This window comes from Microbulbifer rhizosphaerae (genome assembly GCF_014191725.1).
GTDB classification, from domain to species: domain Bacteria; phylum Pseudomonadota; class Gammaproteobacteria; order Pseudomonadales; family Cellvibrionaceae; genus Microbulbifer; species Microbulbifer rhizosphaerae.
This window is the reverse complement of the sequence record NZ_JACHWZ010000007.1, coordinates 107,865-125,420: the sequence shown is the minus strand read 5'-3', so window position 1 is coordinate 125,420 and position 17,556 is coordinate 107,865. Positions and strand designations below refer to the sequence as shown.

At 63.0% G+C, this 17,556-nt stretch carries 12 protein-coding genes; 10 read left to right on the top strand and 2 right to left on the bottom strand.

All coding sequences use genetic code 11. From position 1 onward, the window contains the following. Positions 1 to 98 precede the first annotated feature (98 nt). Positions 99 to 1,055 carry a glutathione synthase gene (gene gshB, locus FHS09_RS09040; RefSeq protein WP_183459013.1) on the bottom strand — a complete coding sequence of 319 codons (957 nt, stop codon included), beginning with the start codon at positions 1,053 to 1,055 and terminating at the stop codon, positions 99 to 101. A gap of 272 nt (positions 1,056 to 1,327) precedes the next feature. Here gshB and pilG point away from each other — a divergent pair, with 272 nt between their 5' ends. From pilG to FHS09_RS09010, 6 genes are all read left to right on the top strand, one after another. Continuing rightward, positions 1,328 to 1,723, top strand: coding sequence for a twitching motility response regulator PilG (gene pilG, locus FHS09_RS09035; RefSeq protein ID WP_067084389.1), 396 nt, complete (start codon positions 1,328 to 1,330; stop codon positions 1,721 to 1,723). A 256-nt stretch (positions 1,724 to 1,979) separates the two neighbouring features. Next, complete coding sequence (pilH, locus tag FHS09_RS09030) at positions 1,980 to 2,342, top strand: twitching motility response regulator PilH (RefSeq protein WP_183459011.1); 363 nt, start codon at positions 1,980 to 1,982, stop codon at positions 2,340 to 2,342. A gap of 16 nt (positions 2,343 to 2,358) precedes the next feature. Continuing rightward, on the top strand, positions 2,359 to 2,901 hold the full coding sequence (locus FHS09_RS09025) for a chemotaxis protein CheW (RefSeq protein WP_183459009.1): 543 nt from the start codon (positions 2,359 to 2,361) through the stop codon (positions 2,899 to 2,901). A 133-nt stretch (positions 2,902 to 3,034) separates the two neighbouring features. Further along, a complete protein-coding gene (locus tag FHS09_RS09020) occupies positions 3,035 to 5,176 on the top strand; it encodes a methyl-accepting chemotaxis protein (protein ID WP_183459007.1) in 2,142 nt (713 codons plus the stop codon). 87 nt (positions 5,177 to 5,263) lie between these two features. Further along, entirely contained in the window at positions 5,264 to 11,314 is a 6,051-nt protein-coding gene (locus tag FHS09_RS09015) for an Hpt domain-containing protein (protein ID WP_343057452.1), read from the top strand. A gap of 28 nt (positions 11,315 to 11,342) precedes the next feature. Next, complete coding sequence (locus tag FHS09_RS09010; protein WP_183459005.1) at positions 11,343 to 11,825, top strand: chemotaxis protein CheW; 483 nt, start codon at positions 11,343 to 11,345, stop codon at positions 11,823 to 11,825. Positions 11,826 to 11,886: 61 nt separating this feature from the next. Here FHS09_RS09010 and FHS09_RS09005 read toward each other — a convergent pair whose 3' ends face one another. Continuing rightward, positions 11,887 to 14,538, bottom strand: a complete 2,652-nt coding sequence (locus tag FHS09_RS09005) for a penicillin-binding protein 1A (RefSeq protein WP_183459003.1) — start codon at positions 14,536 to 14,538, stop codon at positions 11,887 to 11,889. 204 nt (positions 14,539 to 14,742) lie between these two features. Between FHS09_RS09005 and FHS09_RS09000 the strand changes: the two genes are divergently transcribed. Genes FHS09_RS09000 through FHS09_RS08985 form a run of 4 tightly spaced genes read left to right on the top strand, consistent with a single transcriptional unit; the run spans position 14,743 to position 17,556 of the window. Beyond that, positions 14,743 to 15,819, top strand: coding sequence for a pilus assembly protein PilM (locus tag FHS09_RS09000; protein WP_183459001.1), 1,077 nt, complete (start codon positions 14,743 to 14,745; stop codon positions 15,817 to 15,819). 1 nt (position 15,820) lies between these two features. Continuing rightward, on the top strand, positions 15,821 to 16,399 hold the full coding sequence (locus FHS09_RS08995) for a PilN domain-containing protein (protein WP_183458999.1): 579 nt from the start codon (positions 15,821 to 15,823) through the stop codon (positions 16,397 to 16,399). Positions 16,400 to 16,411: 12 nt separating this feature from the next. Then, a complete protein-coding gene (locus FHS09_RS08990; protein WP_183458997.1) occupies positions 16,412 to 17,032 on the top strand; it encodes a type IV pilus inner membrane component PilO in 621 nt (206 codons plus the stop codon). Next, positions 17,029 to 17,556, top strand: a complete 528-nt coding sequence (locus tag FHS09_RS08985) for a pilus assembly protein PilP (protein ID WP_183458995.1) — start codon at positions 17,029 to 17,031, stop codon at positions 17,554 to 17,556. The genes FHS09_RS08990 and FHS09_RS08985 overlap by 4 nt, the downstream gene beginning before the upstream one ends.

Here is a 17,556-nt window from a genome sequence, read left to right as displayed (position 1 = left end):
GTCGGCACTCGGCGCGGAGCCTGGAGAGTTCAAGCGGTAACGCCTGAAACCCGAGACTTGATTGTTTACTGCTCAATTCCCAATAAGGGTTCGCCAGTTTACCTTTTTTGTTGCAGCCGGTCTGTGATGGCGCTCATCAGCAGGCCGCCGATATCGGTGCCGTAAGCGGCGTCGATTTCGCGCACACAGGTGGGGCTGGTGACATTGATTTCGGTGAGGTAGTCGCCGATCACGTCCAGGCCCACGAACAACAGCCCCTTTTCTTTCAAAGCCGGTGCCACCCGTTCGGCGATCTGGCGGTCGCGCTCCGACAGCGGGCGGGCCTCACCGCGGCCACCGGCCGCCAGGTTGCCCCGGGTCTCGCCGGCTTCGGGGATGCGCGCCAGGCAGTAGGGCACCGGTTCGCCGTCCACCATGAGAATGCGCTTGTCGCCGTTCTTGATCTCCGGGATATAGCGCTGCCCCATGATCTGCTTCCGGCCGCGATCGGTGAGCATTTCCAGTATCGCCCCCAGGTTGGCGCCGTCGGGTTTACAGTGAAAGACCCCGGTGCCGCCCATCCCATCCAGGGGTTTAAAGATCACGTCTCCATAACTGGCGTGGAAGGCGCGCAGCCGCTGCATGTTGCGGCTGACGATCAGCGGCGGGCAGCAGTCGGGGAACTGCGTGGCGAAGATTTTTTCGTTGCAATCGCGCAGAGCCTGCGGGCTGTTCACCACCAGTGTGCCTTCGCGCTCCGCGGCCCCCAGTATATAGGTGGAATAGATATATTCGTTGTCGAAGGGCGGGTCCACCCGCATCAGCAGCACGCCCAGCTCCCCCAGCGGCATCTCCGCCGCTTCTCCCAGGGCGAACCAGCGCTCGGCATCGTCGAACACCTGCAGCGGGCGTCCCCAGCCCATGGCGCGCCCGCCGTCCAGGTAGAGATCGCCCTGCTCAAAATAAAACAGGTCGAAACCGCTGCGCTGTGCGGCCTGCAACAGCGCCAGGGTGGTGTCTTTCTTAAAATGAATCTTGGCGATGGGGTCCATCACCACGCCGAGGGAGTAACTCATATCCGTGTCCGTCACAGCCAGAAAGGCTGATTAAAGTAAAAGCTGTCCGCCGCTGGCGCAACTATTTACGCATATTGCCTCTGTGGTGATTATTTGTACTGCCGTGCTGTTCGCACCCTGGCTCCGGTAGATTCACTTTGGGTTCTGTGATAAAAGTTCCCCCTGATGTGCGACCTTGGCCTGCCGAGGCGTCCAGACCCCGCAAGCGGTTGAAGAAAGGGCGGGCTTAAAGCTACGCCTGAAAATAAGTAAACAGGGGATTCAACAACACTATGGAGCTCAACTGGGAAAGCCTGACGGTGATGGTGATCGACGACAGTAAGACGATTCGCCGCACCGCCGAGACGCTGCTGCAGAAAGCGGGGTGTACGGTGGTTACCGCAACGGACGGTTTTGATGCCTTGGCAAAAATCGCCGATTCGCGGCCGGATATTATCTTTGTCGATATCATGATGCCACGCCTGGATGGCTATCAAACCTGCGCGCTGATCAAAAACAACAGCGAATTCCGCTCAACGCCAGTGGTGATGTTGTCGAGCAAGGACGGTTTGTTCGACAAGGCCAAGGGCCGGGTGGTTGGTTGTGATCAATATCTGACCAAACCATTCAGCAAGAGCGAGTTACTGGGTGCAATCTCGGCCCACGCCAAGCCGCATCACGCGGCGTAATTGGCGCAGCTCGGGTTTTGGCTGTGACTTTGTTAACACCGCTGGCGTAGAATAGGCGACGGTGCCGGCTGAACATTTTTTGGGATACCAGGCAAACGTTCGCCGGACGCGGAGTGATTTTCGCGGATAACGAAATTTTTAAGGGTGTGCGGTCGGTGTCTGCTTCGGTGCGGGCCCGGTCCGCCGACATGACAACAAACCTTTGCAGGCGCCCCTCCCGGGTGTTTCTGCGGACAATAAATGTCGCGGGGAGCAAATGGCAAGAGTACTAATCGTTGACGACTCGCCAACAGAAACTCATAAACTGACTACCATGCTGGAAAAGAACGGCCACGCCGTGATCGCCGCCACCAACGGCGAAAACGGGGTCGATGTCGCGCGCCAGCAAAAACCCGATGTCATTCTGATGGACATCGTGATGCCCGGCCTCAACGGCTTCCAGGCCACGCGCCAGTTGAGCAAGGACGGCGACACCAGCGGAATTCCGATCATTATCGTCACCACCAAGGACCAGGACACGGATCGCGTCTGGGGTATGCGCCAGGGGGCCCGCGCCTACCTGACCAAGCCGGTGGAAGAGAGCCGGCTGCTGGGCGCCATCGAGGAGGTGTTGGCCTAGGCCAGCTGCAAACTCAGTGCAGTCGAAACAGTCCCCCTATCTCGCACTGATCGATATCGCCAACCGTGCCAAGGCGCAGGCGGCAGGCCTGCCCGGGCGGCAGGAGGTCAAGCCCTACTGGAGCGGTATCGGCTTCTCCCTTCTGGGCCATCGTTTCGTCGCCTCTATGGAGGCGGTGGTGGAATTGCTCGAAGTCCCCCAGTACACCTTTATCCCCGGGGCCCAGCCCTGGGTGCGCGGTGTGGCCAATGTGCGCGGCCGCCTGCTGCCGCTGTTTGACCTGGCGGCTTTTTTCGGCGGCGGCCTCAGAGGGGCCAGGCAGCGCCGCCGCGTGCTGGTGGTGGAGCACGGGAAAATGTACGCGGGGCTGATCGTCGACGAGCTGCACGGTATGCAGCACCTGGCACTCGAATACGCCAAGCGCGCCCCGGGCGACCTGATGGAGCCCTTTGCACCGATGGTCAACGGCCAGTTTGCGCTGCAGCAGGAGCGCTGGCTGGTGTTCGACATGCAGGCGCTCATTAACGATTTCCAGTTTATGGATGCCGCGGCCCAGTAAACCGCGGCTTCCGGTTTTTTCTCTTCCGGGGAATCTGCAGCGGCCCGCCGCTGAGGGCTGTTGCGGAAAGAGCGTTTAACCAAGTAGTGATAAAAAGAATTGGCCTGATCCTCAGGTCCGCCAGGAGTAAACTATGAAAACAGGCTCCCAGAGTTCCTCTTCCGCGCTGCGCAGTAACCCGGCAGCGCTGTTTATGGGTCTGCTGGTACTCGCCACACTGGCGGGGCTGATTGTCAGTATCTACCTGGTGCAGACCCAGGGCGACCGCGATAAAGAGTACCTGCAGCAGGTGGCGGAACTCCGCGCGCTGTCATACCAGGTGGTGTCGCTCGGTCCGGAGGCCACCGCAGGTGACGAAGAAGCCTTCGATGAGCTGCAAAAAGTGGTCGGGGAAATGTCCGGGATCTGGAACCGGCTGCAGGGCGCCGATGCCGGCACCCGCCGCGCGCTGGAGCAGGATCTGGCGAATTACGCCCAGATCTGGCGCCAAGTGCGCGAACAGGCGGACACCATCCTCGGCAACAAGGACACCATCATCTTCCTCAACGATGTGGCCAGCACCCTGAACGATTCTCTGCCGGAACTGCAGGCGGAGCACAACAACATCGTGGAAATCCTGCTGGCCAACAGCGCCCCGGCGAACCAGATCGAACAGGCGCAGTTGCAGGTATGGCGCGCGGAGCGCATCGGTCGGAACATCGACAAGATGCTGCAGGGCGGTGAAGACGCCGAAGCCGCCGCGGACCAGTTCAATACAGACGCCAGCCTGTTCGGTAAAGTGGTGGAGGGCATGAAGGGCGGCGATGTGGTGATGGGTATCTCCCGCGTGACCGACCCGGAGGCGCGCCAGTCGCTGGATGAGATCACCGAGCTGTTCGAATTCGTAAGCTCCTCCGTGCGCGAGATCTTCGAGGCCACCCCGGCACTGTTCGCCACGCGCCAGGCAGCGGACGGCATCCTGACGTCCTCGCCGCAGCTGCTGGAATCCCTGAACGTCCTCAACGACCACATCGTCAACCTGTCCGGCGAGCGCCAGCCCAACAACCAGACCATCATGATCATCACCGGTGTGTTCGTGATGCTGATCTTCGGCATGATGATCATGGCCTTCTCCGGTACCCGCCGCAGCTTGAAGGAGGAGTCCGAGACCAACGAGCGCAACCAGCAGGCGATTATGCAGCTGCTGGACGAACTGGCCGATCTCGCCGACGGGGACCTGACCACCTCGGCCACGGTAACCGAGGCCTTTACCGGTGCGATCGCGGATTCCATCAACTACACCATCGACCAGCTGCGGGTGCTGGTATCGCGGATCACCGGCGCGGCCCAGGAAGTATCCGGCCTGTCCCAGGAAACCCAGCAGACCGCACTCCACCTGGCTGAGGCCTCCGAGCACCAGGCACAGGAAATTGCCGGGGCGTCTGCGGCGGTGAACGAAATGGCCGTGACCATCGACCAGGTATCCGCCAACGCCGCCGAATCGGCCCAGGTGGCGGAACGCTCGGTACAGATCGCGAGCAACGGCGCCAAGGTGGTACAGAACACGATCAAGGGCATGGACACCATTCGCGAGCAGATCCAGGACACCTCCAAGCGGATCAAGCGGCTGGGTGAATCCTCCCAGGAGATCGGCGATATCGTGAGCCTGATTAACGACATTGCCGACCAGACCAACATCCTCGCCTTGAACGCCGCCATCCAGGCGAGCATGGCCGGGGATGCGGGCCGCGGCTTCGCGGTGGTAGCGGACGAGGTACAGCGCCTCGCGGAACGTTCCGCCGCGGCGACCAAACAGATCGAAGGCCTGGTAAAAGCGATTCAGTCGGACACCAATGAAGCGGTGGTCTCGATGGAGCAGACCACCACCGAGGTGGTGCGCGGTGCCCGCCTGGCCCAGGACGCCGGTGTTGCCCTGGAAGAGATTGAGGGCGTATCCACCAACCTGGCCGCCTTGATTCAGAACATCTCCAACGCCGCCCGTCAGCAGGCGTCTTCCGCCGGCCACATCTCCAACACGATGAACGTGATTCAGGAGATTACCTCGCAGACCTCCGCCGGTACCCAGGCCACGGCCCAGTCCATTGGTAACTTGGCGAAAACCGCCAACGCCCTGCGTGAATCCGTCGCCGGCTTCAAGCTGCCCAGCGAGGAAGGGGTCGAAGAAAACGGCGAGCTGTACGATGTGGAGCTGCCGGAAATGGCCGGGGAAGACTTCTCGCTGCTGGATGGCGAAGAACTCTCCGTGGAGGAGCGTGAGGACCGGGCCCTGGCCTGATCCGGCGGAGAAATTCAAGGTGCATGGATGGCGCCCCGCTACGGGGGCTTTGCGCCGGCGTACAGATTGCATTACTGAGGACTTGCCGTGAGTCACGACAATCCCAATTTTCTGGCCCTGGACTGGCTGACGGGTGAGATCAACGAGACGCTGGCGCAGGCGCGTCAGCAACTGGAGTCTTTCGCCTCAGATTCGTCCGACAAGGCGCCGTTGCAGAACTGCCTGGAGCTGATCCACCAGGTGCACGGCAGTCTGCATATGGCCGAACTCACCGGCGCCGCCATGCTCGCCGAGGAGATGGAGCAGTTGGTGCAGGCACTGGCCGCCGGCGAAGTGGAAAACACCGACGAGACGCGCGAGTTCCTGATGCGCGCGCTGCTTGAATTGCCTCTCTACCTGGACAAGGTGGCCTTCCAGCGCCGTGACAACGCGGTGCTGCTGCTGCCGCTGCTCAACGACCTGCGCGCGGTGCGCCGCGAGCGCCTGATTACCGAGGGCGGGCTCTTCTCTCCCGACCTGTCCTCTCTGGAACGGGTGTCCGGCAAGCGCCAGCCCCTGCTCGCCAACGAAGTCGCTCTCCAGGAACTGGTGGGCAAGCTGCGCAAAATCTACCACGTCGCCGCCGCCGGGCTGATACGCGATGTGAACAGCGGCGAGAGCCTCGCCTACCTGATCAAAGTCGGCGAAAAGATGTCGCTGCTCTACAGCGGCAGCCTGCGCCTGCCCCTGTGGCAGGTACTGCTGGGCCTGTTCGAGGCTATCGGCGAACACCGCCTCACCGTAATGCCGGCATTGCGCCAGCTGCTGCGCCGTGTCGACGTGGAATTCCGCCTGTTGGCCGGCCGCGGCGCGCCGGTGCTGGACGCCCCGCTGGATCGCAGCCTGGTGCGCAACCTGCTGTTCTACGTCTACCTGAGCGGTCCCAACGGCGCGCGTTGCAAGTCACTCTACGACACTTTCGCTCTGGACAAGGCCGTCCCGGGCACGCCGCGCCCGGATACCGAGGACGCCCTGGCCATGGGCCCCGAGGCCCTGGGCACCGCGGTGGCCGCCCTGCGGGAGGAGCTGCACTCGGTGCGCGAGGCCCTCGAGCCCGGTACCGCCGGTGCCGAGCACCCGCCGCTCTCCGATACCGCCGCGGTCGCCAAGCGGCTGGCGGACACCCTCGGCGTACTGGGGCTGGAGAGCCAGCGCAACCGCGCGCGGGGTATCTACGAGTACCTGCGTGATGCCTCCCGTGGAGAGAACACCGACGAGCTGCTGATGCAGGCCGCCGGAGAGTTGGTGCAACTGGACGCCAGTCTCGCCGCCGCCGTAACCCGGGACAGGAAAATGGACAGCGGCGAGCCGCTGATGGGCGACGCCACTGAGACGGTGCTGCGCGAGGCGCGCATCGGCCTGGAAGCGGTCAAGGAATCGGTGGTGGAATATATCGCCAGCCACTGGGACATCAGTTACCTGAGCCGCGTACCGGAGCGCCTCCAGGAAGTGTGTGGCGGCCTGGATATGGTGGGTTATCGCCGCGCCGGTGAGATAGTGAGCGCCTGCAAACGCTATATCAGCCAGCAGTTGATCGACGCTGCCGAGCAGCCGGAGTGGAAGCTGCTCGACACTCTCGCCGATGCCATTACCAGCGTCGAGTATTACCTGGAACGTCGCGCCGATGGCATAGAAGACGCCGATATGCTGCTGGCCCTGGCGGAAGACAGCGTTGCGACCCTGGGTTTTGCGGTTGCCGGCGCGGCCGCACCGGTGGAGGAAAAAGTCGAAGCGGAAAAACCAGCGGAGGAAAGTGCTGTTGAAGCGGAGCCCGCTGCCGGGGACGCGGAGGCCGCCGTATTGGATGGTTTCTCGCTCGATCTCACGCCCGAGCCGGAGCCCGCCGAAACCCAGAGCGTCGAAACGGAAATCCTCGAAGCACCGCCCGCAGAAATGGAAACCGCCGGAATGCGGTCCGCCGGCGATGAGCAGTGGGAGGAGTCCCCCGCTGTCGCCGAGGCACCGCAAGTGCCGGAAGCTCGCGAGGAGGACAACTGGTTTTCCGGTGAGGAGAGCTCAGAGACAACCGCGGCTGCGGAGGCCGTTCCCGCACCGGCCGCGGCCGCGATGGATGACGACGAGAGTCTGATCGACGACGAGATTGTCGAAATATTCCTCGAAGAGGCGGCCGAGGTGCTGGAGACCATCGGTCTTTACTTCCCCCAGTGGGCCGCCAACTTTTCCGATCAAGATGCGCTGGTGGAATTCCGACGGGGCTTTCACACCCTGAAGGGCTCTGGGCGCATGGTTGAAGCGCTGGAAATCGGTGAGCTGGCCTGGGCGGTGGAGAATATGCTCAACCGCGTTATCGACGACACGGTCAAGCCCCAGCGCGCCCACGCGGAGCTGGTGGATCAGGTGCGGCAAAAACTGCCGTCGATGATCGAGGGCTTCCGCCTCGGCAGCGGCGATCCGGAACCGGAACGCACCGCGCAGCTGGAGGATTGGGCCCAGCAGCTTTCCCGCGGCGAGGTGCCGGCGGAACTGGCGGAGCCGCAACGGACGCCTGCAGCGGAGCCGGACAGCGTCGCTGCGACCGCGGAGAGTCTGGAGGACAGGGACCAGCTGTGGGAAATTTTTGCCCAGGAGGCCGAGACCCACTTGGTGGTGGTGGACGAGTTCCTCGCCGAAATGCGCGAGGCGGCGCCTCTCTACGGTGTTCCATCGGACCCCCTGCACCGCGCCCTGCACACCCTCAAGGGCTCCGCCCATATGGCGGAGGTCAAACCGGTGGCACAGCTGGTGGCGCCGCTGGAGCGCTTTGCCAAGGAGCTGCGCACCTACCGGGTGCCCATCGATGCGGATATTTACGAACTGATCGGGGACGGCGCCGACTATCTGCGCAGTGTCCTCGAACAGATTTACACCGGCAAGCCCTTGGGGCTGGACCGGGCCGAGCAGTTCCTCGCCCGTGTGGCGGAGTTGCAGGAGCGCGCTGTCGGCCATCTGATCCGCGAGCGCGAGGCCAACGAACCCCGCGCGGTAGACCCGCAATTGCTGGCGGTGATCATGGCCGATGGCATGAAGGTGCTGCTGGACGCGGACCAGATGCTGAACCAGTGGCGCAGCCGCCCGGGGGACAAATCTCTGCTGGAGCCGGTGGCGGAGGAACTGGATATATTGCAGGAGGCGGCCGCCCGGGCGCAGCTTCCCACACTGGCGGAGTTGGCGGGGTTGTTGCTGGCTGTCTACCGCAAGGTGATCGACGGTCAGTTGGAAGAGGAGCCGGCACTGTGGGCCTCGCTGGAGCAGGGCCACAACGAACTGCTGGACCTGGTGGACGCCGTGGCCGCCACCCAGGATCTGCCCGAAGTCAGCGAGGCGGTGGGCGAAGCGCTGCGCTCGCTGGCCCAGGGGGAGAGCGATGTCTCCGCCGACGATGACTACGACCTTGCGGAACTGGGTATCGACAGCGCGGAACTGCCGGTCGCAGAGGAGTTACCCGAAAGCCCGGCTGCCACGAGTGCAGATGATTTCGGCGAATTGAGCTTCGATGACCTGCTCGCCGCAGAGCGGGCCGGGCAGTCCGCCAGCGAGCCGCAGTTGGAGGAAAGCGAAGTCATCGCCGCGGCCCCGGCGGCGGATCAGTCGCAGCGGGAACAGCCGGCCGCCGGCCCCGGCGCCGAGTTGCAGGCGCTGCTGGCGGACGTGGACCCGGACGTTGTCGAGGTCTTTATGGAAGAGGCCGGCGACCTGGTGGACGAGCTGGAAGAGCTGATCCAGGGCTGGGAGCAGGCCCCCGGGGATAGCGGCCAGGCGGAGGCGCTCAAGAGGGTACTGCACACCTTCAAGGGCGGTGCGCGCATGGCCGCGCTGATGGGACTCGGCGAAGTGGCGCATCGTTTTGAAACGGTGATCGAGGGGATGCGCGGCGACGCCGAGCCTCCGGCAGAATTCTTCGCTGACGCCCACGCCATCTACGACCGCATTGCCGCTGGCGTGGAGACGGTGCGCGCCTGGATGGCGGGGGAACAGTTGGATGCCTTTGCCCAACTGCTGAGCACCCGCTGGGCCGACGAGCAACTGGCGGACAGCGCCGAGCCGGCGGGCTACGGCCCTGAGCTGGAACTCCAAAACACCGACGGTGGCGCCGACGCGGCGCCGGAACCGCCGGTGGGCGCCACGCCGCCAGCGGAGGAGGTGGTTCCCGCCCAGCTGCCGGAAGTTGCGGCGGAAACCGCCGGCAATGTGCTGCCGTTCATTCGCAAGAAAGGGGCCCCCGGCGAGCGCGACGCGACCCCGGGCCGCGGTCAGCCGCAGGAAATGGTGCGGGTGGCGGCGGAACTGCTGGAAGAGCTGGTCAACCTGGCCGGCGAGACATCCATTTCCCGCGGGCGCCTGGAAGAGCAGGTGAGCGAATTCGGCCTGGCGCTGGAGGAGATGGACGCGACCCTGTTCCGTCTCAACGAACAGCTGCGCCGGCTGGATATGGAGACCGAGGCGCAGATCCTGTTCCGTCAGGAACAGCTGGCGGAACAGGACGACAATTTCGATCCGCTGGAGATGGACCGTTACTCGTCCATCCAGCAGCTGTCGCGCTCCCTGCTGGAATCCACCTCCGACCTGCTGGAGCTGCGCGCCACCCTGGGCAACAAGGCCCGGGACACCGAGACGCTGCTGCTGCAGCAGTCACGGGTGAACACTGAGTTGCAGGAGGGCCTGATGCGCAGTCGCATGGTGCCCTTCTCGCGCTTGGTGCCGCGCCTGCGCCGCATCGTGCGCCAGGTAAGTGCGGAACTGAACAAGCAGGTGGACCTGGTGTTCTCCAACGTGGAGGGCGAACTGGACCGCTCCATGCTCGAGCGCATGGTGGCGCCGCTGGAGCACATGCTGCGCAACGCCGTGGACCACGGTATCGAAACCCCGCAGGAGCGGGCGCGAGCAGGCAAGCCGGAGCGCGGCCGGATCAATGTGGCGCTGGAGCGCGAGGGCAGTGAGGTAGTACTCACCATCAGCGATGACGGCGCCGGGATCAATCTGATGAAGGTGCGCCAGAAGGCGGTGGAAAGTGGCCTGATGCGCCCGGATGCGGAGCTGTCCAACACCGAAATTCTGCAGTTTATCCTGCAGGCGGGTTTCAGTACCGCCGACAAGGTGACCCAGATTTCCGGTCGCGGCGTGGGCATGGACGTGGTGTCCGCGGAGATCAAGCAGATCGGCGGAACTGTGAGCATCAGTTCGCAGACCGGCCAGGGCACCGAGTTCGTGGTCCGCCTGCCGTTTACCGTATCGGTCAACCGAGCGCTGATGGTGCGCGTGGGCGACGACCTGTTCGCGCTGCCACTCAACACTATCGAGGGCATAGTGCGTCTCAGCCCCTTCGAACTGGAGCACTACTACCGCAACAGCGAGGCGCGCTTCGAGTACGCCGGCGAACCCTATCGGGTGAATTATTTCGGTACCCTGCTGCAGTCCCAGGCGCAGCCCAAACTGAGTCTGGAGGATATGCAGTTGCCGGTGCTGCTGGTCCGCTCCGAGGGCCATGCCATGGCGCTGCAGGTGGACGCGATCATGGGCAGCCGCGAAATCGTGGTGAAAAGCCTGGGGCCGCAGTTCGCCGGCGTGCAAGGGGTCTCCGGAGCCACGGTCACCGGCGACGGCACCGTGGTGGTGATCCTCGATCCGCATGCGCTGCTGCGCCGGCAGGCCGCCCAGTTGGCGCGTCCGGAGAGGGCCCTTCTGGCGTCGGAACCCCAGCCGGAGCCGGCTGCGGAGGAGCGTCAGCAGCGGGTGATGGTGGTGGATGACTCGGTGACCGTGCGCAAGGTCACCACGCGTTTCCTGGAGCGCGAGGGCTACCTGGTGAGCACCGCCAAGGACGGTCAGGACGCGGTGATCCAACTGCAGGATATTCTCCCAGACGTGATCCTGCTGGATATCGAAATGCCGCGTATGGACGGTTTCGAGGTTGCGCGGCATATCCGCTCCAGCAGCCGTCTGCGCGATATTCCCATCGTGATGATCACCTCGCGCACCGGCAAGAAGCACCGCGATCACGCCCTGTCCCTGGGGGTCAACCACTATTTGGGTAAGCCCTACCAGGAGGAAGTGCTGCTGGCGGCAATCCGCGAGTACACCTCCGAGCCGGCAGTCGGCTAAACCAACGATAAAGCAGAGAGTGTTGGCGATGAGTGGAATCAAAGCGCTGCCGGTGGATACCCCCCAGGAGGTGAGCAGCCTGCTGCTGCCACTGGCGGACGGCCAGCTGCTGGTACCAGTGGACACCCTGTCGGAGGTTATCGCAATGCAGACCCCGGTGGCGGCCTACGACGCCCCAGACTGGTACCTCGGGGAACTCAACTGGCGCGAGCTGCGCCTGCCACTGATGTCCTTTGAAATGATGCGCGGGCAGTCCCTGCCGGCTATGCACGGCAGCTGCCGTATCGCGGTCCTGTGTAGTGGTAATCCCGGCGGACGGCTGCCTTTCTTCGCCCTGGTACTGCAGGGCACACCCCGGCTAGTGCGGGTGACCCCGGACGAGCTCGCGGGGCGGGAGCGGGGCTGCAGCCAGGGGGAATTGATGCATGTGGCACTGTCCGGCGAGGAGGCAGTGATTCCGGACCTGGGTGCGCTGGAGCACGCTTGCCTGGCGTATCGCGACGCCCGCTGACTCCGTCTATTAGTCCCCTTGTCGCGTATAGGGGCGAAGCTTATTTCGCCCCCAATGATGTCTAGAACAATTCTTCTGGCAGGGACTCTTCCGACCGCTCCCCTTCACTATCCTCTTCATCGTCACCATACGACGGCTGGTAGGCACTGTAGGTCTCGCGGCCGGGCACCCGGTTGGCACGGAAGATCTCAAACATACCGCCGCGGGAGGTGCGCAGGCCAGTGCGTGGGTTGATGCGCACAGTGACTATATTGTCCGGTTGCGGCAGGTGGCGTTCCGGCAGTCCCTCCAGGGCGGTGGACATGAAATCGATCCAGATTGGCAGCGCGGCGGTGCCGCCGTATTCGGTCTTGCCCAGTTCGCCGTTGGAGTCGAAACCGACCCAGGTGCTGGTGGCCAGGTAGGAGCTGTAGCCGGAGAACCAAGAGTCGCGCGGACCGTTGGTGGTACCGGTCTTGCCGGCGATATCGCCGCGTTTCATCACCAGGGCCTTGCGGCCGGTACCCCTCTTGATCACGTCCTTGAGAATCGAGTCCATGATGTAGGCGGTCTGCGGAGATATGGCCCGGGGGGCCCGGGGGCGCGCCCGTTCCTCGGCGCCGTCGAGGGGGGCCACCGGCAGGGTGCGCAGCTCGATGGGCTCCTCGCCCGGTTCCAACTCCTCCGTCTCTTGCTGCGCATCCGCGAGATTCACTGGCTCCTGTGGCGGCGCTTTGCCGCCGTCGTCCGGGCAGTCGCGGCACACGGTGAGGGGCAGCGCCTGGTAGACCACTTCACCATTCACATCCAGCACCCGGTCCACCAGGTAGGGCTCCACCCGGTAGCCGCCGTTGGCGAAGGCGGCGTAGCCGCGGGCCACTTCCAGTGGGGTCAGCGCCGAGCTGCCCAGGGCGATGGTGAGGTTGCGGGCCAGTTTGCTGCGCTCGAAGCCGAAGCGCTCCACAAAGCCCAGCGCGTAGTCGATGCCCAGGGCCTGCAGCAGGCGGATGGAGACCAGGTTGCGGGACATATACAGCGCTTTGCGCAGTCGAATGGGGCCGAGGAACTTGCCGGTGTCGTTTTCCGGGCGCCACACGTCCTGCAGGTTGGTCTGCTCAAAGATGATTGGCGCGTCGTTGATGATGCTGGCTGCGGTATAGCCCTTCTCTATAGCCGAGGAGTAGATAAACGGCTTGAAGTTGGAGCCCGGCTGGCGTGCCGCCTGGGTGACACGGTTGAAGTGGCTCTGGTGGAAGTCGTAGCCGCCGACAAGCGCGCGGATGGCGCCGTCCTCCGGGGCCAGGGAGACCAGGGCCCCCTGGGCCTCCGGCACCTGGGCCAGATGCCACTCCTCGCGCGCCTGGGGCTCCACCACTGGCGCGACAGCGCCCTCTTCACCGGGGTCGGCAAAAGGATCAAAGGCCAAATGTTCCTCGTCCTCGAGGGGTTGGGGCTGGTCGCCGGATTCTTCGGGGCTTATCTCCACGCGGCGCAGGCGGATTACATCGCCGGGAGCGAACATCTCCTCGGCGGACTTGAGGCTCGGTCCGCGGGCGTTTTCCGAAAGGTAGGGGCGGATGGAGGACAGGCCGTTTTCCCATAGCACCTCTACCACGCGGCGGTCGCGCAGTTGCACCCGCAGGCGCTGCGGCTCCACCGCGGTCACCACCGCCGGCTGCAGGCCGCCGAGCACCGGGATCTCCTTGAGCAGGTCCACTAACTGGTCGCTGTCCTGTAGCAGTGCGGCGTCCAGGCGCTGCTCGGGGCCGCGGTAGCCGTGCCGGGCGTCATAGGTTTCCAGACCTTTTTGCAGGGCGTCGCGCGCGGCCGCCTGTAATTTGCTGTCCACCGTAGTGATCACTTGGTAGCCGTCGGTGTAGGCAGCATCGCCGAACAGCTCGACGGCTTCCTTGCGTGCCATCTCCGCGACATAGGGAGCGTAGAGGTCCAGATCGCGACCGTGGTAGCTGGCGGTAACCGGGGCGGTGATGGAATTTTTGTAGTCATCCTGGTCGATGTAGCCCAATTCCAGCATGCGCTTGAGGATCCAGTTGCGGCGTACTAGCGCGCGGGTGGGATTAGCGATAGGGTTGTACGCGGAGGGGGCCTTGGGCAGGCCCGCCATCATCGCCCACTGGGCCAGGTTGAGTTCGTCGATGCCTCGGCCGTAGTAGACGTGGGCCGCGGCCTGGAAGCCGTAGGCCCGGTTGCCGAGGAAGATTTTATTGATGTAAAGCTCGAGAATATCGTCTTTGTCTAGTTCCTGTTCGATCTGCAGCGACAGCAGTATCTCGTTAAACTTGCGCACGAAGCGTTGCTCGCGGCTGAGAAAGAAGTTGCGTGCGACCTGCATGGTGAGGGTGCTGCCGCCGGATTGAATGGCGCCGCTTTGCAATAATTGTGACGCAGCTCTCATTAAGCCTTTAATCGATACGCCGTTGTGGGAGTAAAATCCCGCATCCTCCGCGGCCAGGACGGCCTTCACGAACAGTTCGGGCGTTTGCTCGATAGTGATGGGGTTACGCCGCTTCTCGCCGAATTCCCCAATCAGCTTCATATCCCGGGAGTAGACCCGCAGCGGCGTCTGCAGGCGGATGTCGCGCAGGCTCTCCACCGATGGCAGGCCGGGCTTGAGATACAGGTAGATGCTGGCAAAGGCCATGGCGGCGGCGGCGATTCCCGCCGTGCCGAGCCAAAGGAGCGAGAGTAGGCGGTTGCGGGTCTTTTCGGTCATGAGTTGCTTCTTTCGTGGGAGCCTGCCCTGCAGGCGATTTCGCGAGCAGGGCTCGCTCCCACAGGAGACTCTCTGGACAGACTTTGGGTAACTGAGACAATTATACGAAGATTGTGCGCTGTTACCTATGCAAAAGGCGGTTGCAGCTGTAATTTAAAGTGCTATAACATCAAACCTTCATAACCCACGGAAAAGATAAGAAAAATGGGGATGCTCCCTTTTCTCAACAAGGGCCCGAAGGCCATGCTGGGGCTGGATATCAGCTCCACCGCGGTCAAGTTGCTGGAGCTCTCCCGCAGCGGCGACAAGTATCGGGTCGAATGTTACGCGGTCGAGCCCCTGCCTCCCAATGCGGTAGTGGACAAAAACATCAACGATGTCGCCGCCACTGCGGAAGCCATTCGCAAGGTGGTGCGCCGCTCCAAGACGCGCCTGCGCCAGGCTGCGGTGGCGGTATCCGGCTCCGCGGTGATCACCAAGACCCTGGAAATGCCCGCCGATCTTTCCGAAGACGCACTCGAGGCGCAGATCGCCCTGGAGGCGGATCAGTACATTCCCTACCCGCTGGATGAAGTGAATCTCGACTTCGAGGTGCAGGGCCCTTCGGAAAAAGGCGAGGGCCAGGTGGAAGTGCTGCTGGCTGCCTGCCGCAGTGAGAATGTCGAACAGCGGGTTTCCGCGCTGACCGACGCCGAACTGCAGGCCGGGGTGGTGGATGTAGAAGCTTACGCCATCGAGCGCGCTTACACCCTGCTGGAGCGCCATTTCCCCCCCCAGGAGCAACTGGTGGTGGCCGTCATCGATATTGGCGCCACCATGAGCGCGCTCTCGGTGCTGGTGGATGGCAAAACGGTGTACACCCGCGAGCAGCTATTCGGCGGCCGCCAGCTTACCGACGAGATCCAGCGTCGCTACGGTCTGTCCTCGGAAGAGGCGGGGCTGGCCAAGCGACAGGGTGGCAGCGGCCTGCCGGACGACTATTACCCGGAGGTGCTGGAGCCCTTCCGCGATGCCGTGGTGCAGCAGGTCACCCGCTCGCTGCAGTTCTTCTACTCCTCCACCTCCTACAGCGACGTGGATTACATAATGCTCGGCGGCGGCGTCGCGGCCATGGACGGGTTGGTGGAACTGGTGGGGCAGAAGCTCAACAAACCCACGGTTGTCGCCAATCCATTTCAGGATATGACAGTGGCCTCACGGGTCAATCGCCAGGCGCTGGCCAACGAGGCGCCGGCGCTGATGATCGCCGCCGGCCTGGCGATGCGCGAGCGGGAGTACTGAGATGGCCAAGATCAACCTACTTCCCTGGCGCCAGGAATACCGCGCACAGAAGCAGAAGGAATTTCAACAGGTGGCGGTGCTGGTGGTCATAGCCGCCGGCTTTGCGACGTTCATGTGGATGAAAACCGTCGATGCACAGATTTCAAACCAGAACGAGCGCAATCAGATACTGCAGACGGAAATAGCCGCGCTCGACAAGAAAGTGCGCGAAATCAAAGACCTGAAAAAGCGCCGCCAGGAACTGATCGACCGCATGCGGGTTATCCAGGAGCTGCAGGGCAACCGCCCACTGTCGGTGCGCTACTTCGACGAGATGGTGCGCAGTGCACCCGAGGGGTTGTGGCTCACCAGCCTGAAACGCAGCGGCAACACCATGCAGGTCTCCGGGGTGGCGGAGTCCAACAACCGGGTGTCGTCCTTCATGCGCAACCTGGACCAGTCGGAGTGGTATCAGGAACCCAACCTGACCGGCGTGACCGCGAAGCCCGAATTCGGCGAACAGGCCAGTGCCTTCCAGATGACTGTCAGTGTGAGCGGGCGCAAAAAAGAAGAAGACGAACAACAAGGCGCGGATAATTAAAGAGGTCTGGCCATGGCGCTAGAGGATACGCTCAAACAATTGAATCAACTCGATATCAACGATATCGATTTTTCCCGCGTCGGGGTCTGGCCCCTGGCGGGGCGGGTGGCCCTGCTGTTGCTGATTGCGGCGGCTTTGGTCGGCGGGGGCTACTGGTTCCTGATCAAGGACCGCTATCAGCAGCTGGAGTTCGCCGTCAACAAGGAGCAGGAGCTGTTCACGCAGTTCGAGAAAAAATCCTTTGAAGCGGCCAACCTGGATGCCTACCGGGAGCAGTTGGTGGAAATGGAGGAGACCTTCGGCGCCCTGCTCAAGCAGCTGCCAAAGGACACTGAAGTGCCCGGGCTGCTTGAGGATATCGACGAATACGGCCGCGGCAGCGGGCTCACTATCCAGAAAGTGGCGCTGGAAGATGAGCAGGTGGGTGAGTTTTATGTAGAGCTGCCCATTCGTATCGAAGTGGAGGGGGGGTATCACGAGTTCGGTGCCTTTGTCAGTGGTATCGCCGGTATGCCCAGGATTGTGACCTTGCACGATTTTGAGATCCAGACCGGCAAAGAGAGTGCCGCGCTGCTCAGTATGACCATCAACGCCAAGACGTATCGCTACAAAGAGCAGGGGGAGGAGGGATGAAGAAGTACTTCACTCTGATACCAGTTCTGCTGGCCGCCGCGGGCTGCAGCCTGGACGGTAGCCACAGCGATTTGCGCAAGAAAATGGCGGCGATTGAGCACCAGCCCAAAGGGCAGATTGAGCCCATCCCGACATTTACCCCCTACAGCCCCTATGTCTACAGCGCCGCCGCGCTGCGCAGTCCCTTTAGCCGTCCGGTGTTGGAGGAGGATCAGCGTTTGGTTGGGCGGAGGCTGGACGTTGCGCCGGACGTGAACCGGCAGCGCCAACTGCTGGAGAGGTTCAACTTCGACGCTCTTTCCATGGTGGGTACCCTCTCCCGCGGTGGCCAGGTGTGGGCGCTGATCGACGACAGCGAGGGCGGCATTCACCGCATCACCATCGGCAACTACCTGGGTAAAAACCACGGGCGGGTGGTCGGCGCCAGTGCCAGTAAAATCGACGTGTTGGAAATAGTACCGGATGGCACCGGTGGCTGGATCGAAAGGCCGCGGGCGCTGACTTTGGAAGAGAAGGACAACTGA

What these genes read in the sequence shown, in the direction of transcription:
- gshB (WP_183459013.1), bottom strand. Translation starts at nt 1,055, where the DNA reads ATGAGTTACTCCCTCGGCGTGGTGATGGACCCCATCGCCAAGATTCAT.
- pilG (WP_067084389.1), top strand. Translation starts at nt 1,328, where the DNA reads ATGGAGCTCAACTGGGAAAGCCTGACGGTGATGGTGATCGACGACAGT.
- pilH (WP_183459011.1), top strand. Translation starts at nt 1,980, where the DNA reads ATGGCAAGAGTACTAATCGTTGACGACTCGCCAACAGAAACTCATAAA.
- FHS09_RS09020 (WP_183459007.1), top strand. Translation starts at nt 3,035, where the DNA reads ATGAAAACAGGCTCCCAGAGTTCCTCTTCCGCGCTGCGCAGTAACCCG.
- FHS09_RS09010 (WP_183459005.1), top strand. Translation starts at nt 11,343, where the DNA reads ATGAGTGGAATCAAAGCGCTGCCGGTGGATACCCCCCAGGAGGTGAGC.
- FHS09_RS09005 (WP_183459003.1), bottom strand. Translation starts at nt 14,538, where the DNA reads ATGACCGAAAAGACCCGCAACCGCCTACTCTCGCTCCTTTGGCTCGGC.
- FHS09_RS09000 (WP_183459001.1), top strand. Translation starts at nt 14,743, where the DNA reads ATGGGGATGCTCCCTTTTCTCAACAAGGGCCCGAAGGCCATGCTGGGG.
- FHS09_RS08995 (WP_183458999.1), top strand. Translation starts at nt 15,821, where the DNA reads ATGGCCAAGATCAACCTACTTCCCTGGCGCCAGGAATACCGCGCACAG.
- FHS09_RS08990 (WP_183458997.1), top strand. Translation starts at nt 16,412, where the DNA reads ATGGCGCTAGAGGATACGCTCAAACAATTGAATCAACTCGATATCAAC.
- FHS09_RS08985 (WP_183458995.1), top strand. Translation starts at nt 17,029, where the DNA reads ATGAAGAAGTACTTCACTCTGATACCAGTTCTGCTGGCCGCCGCGGGC.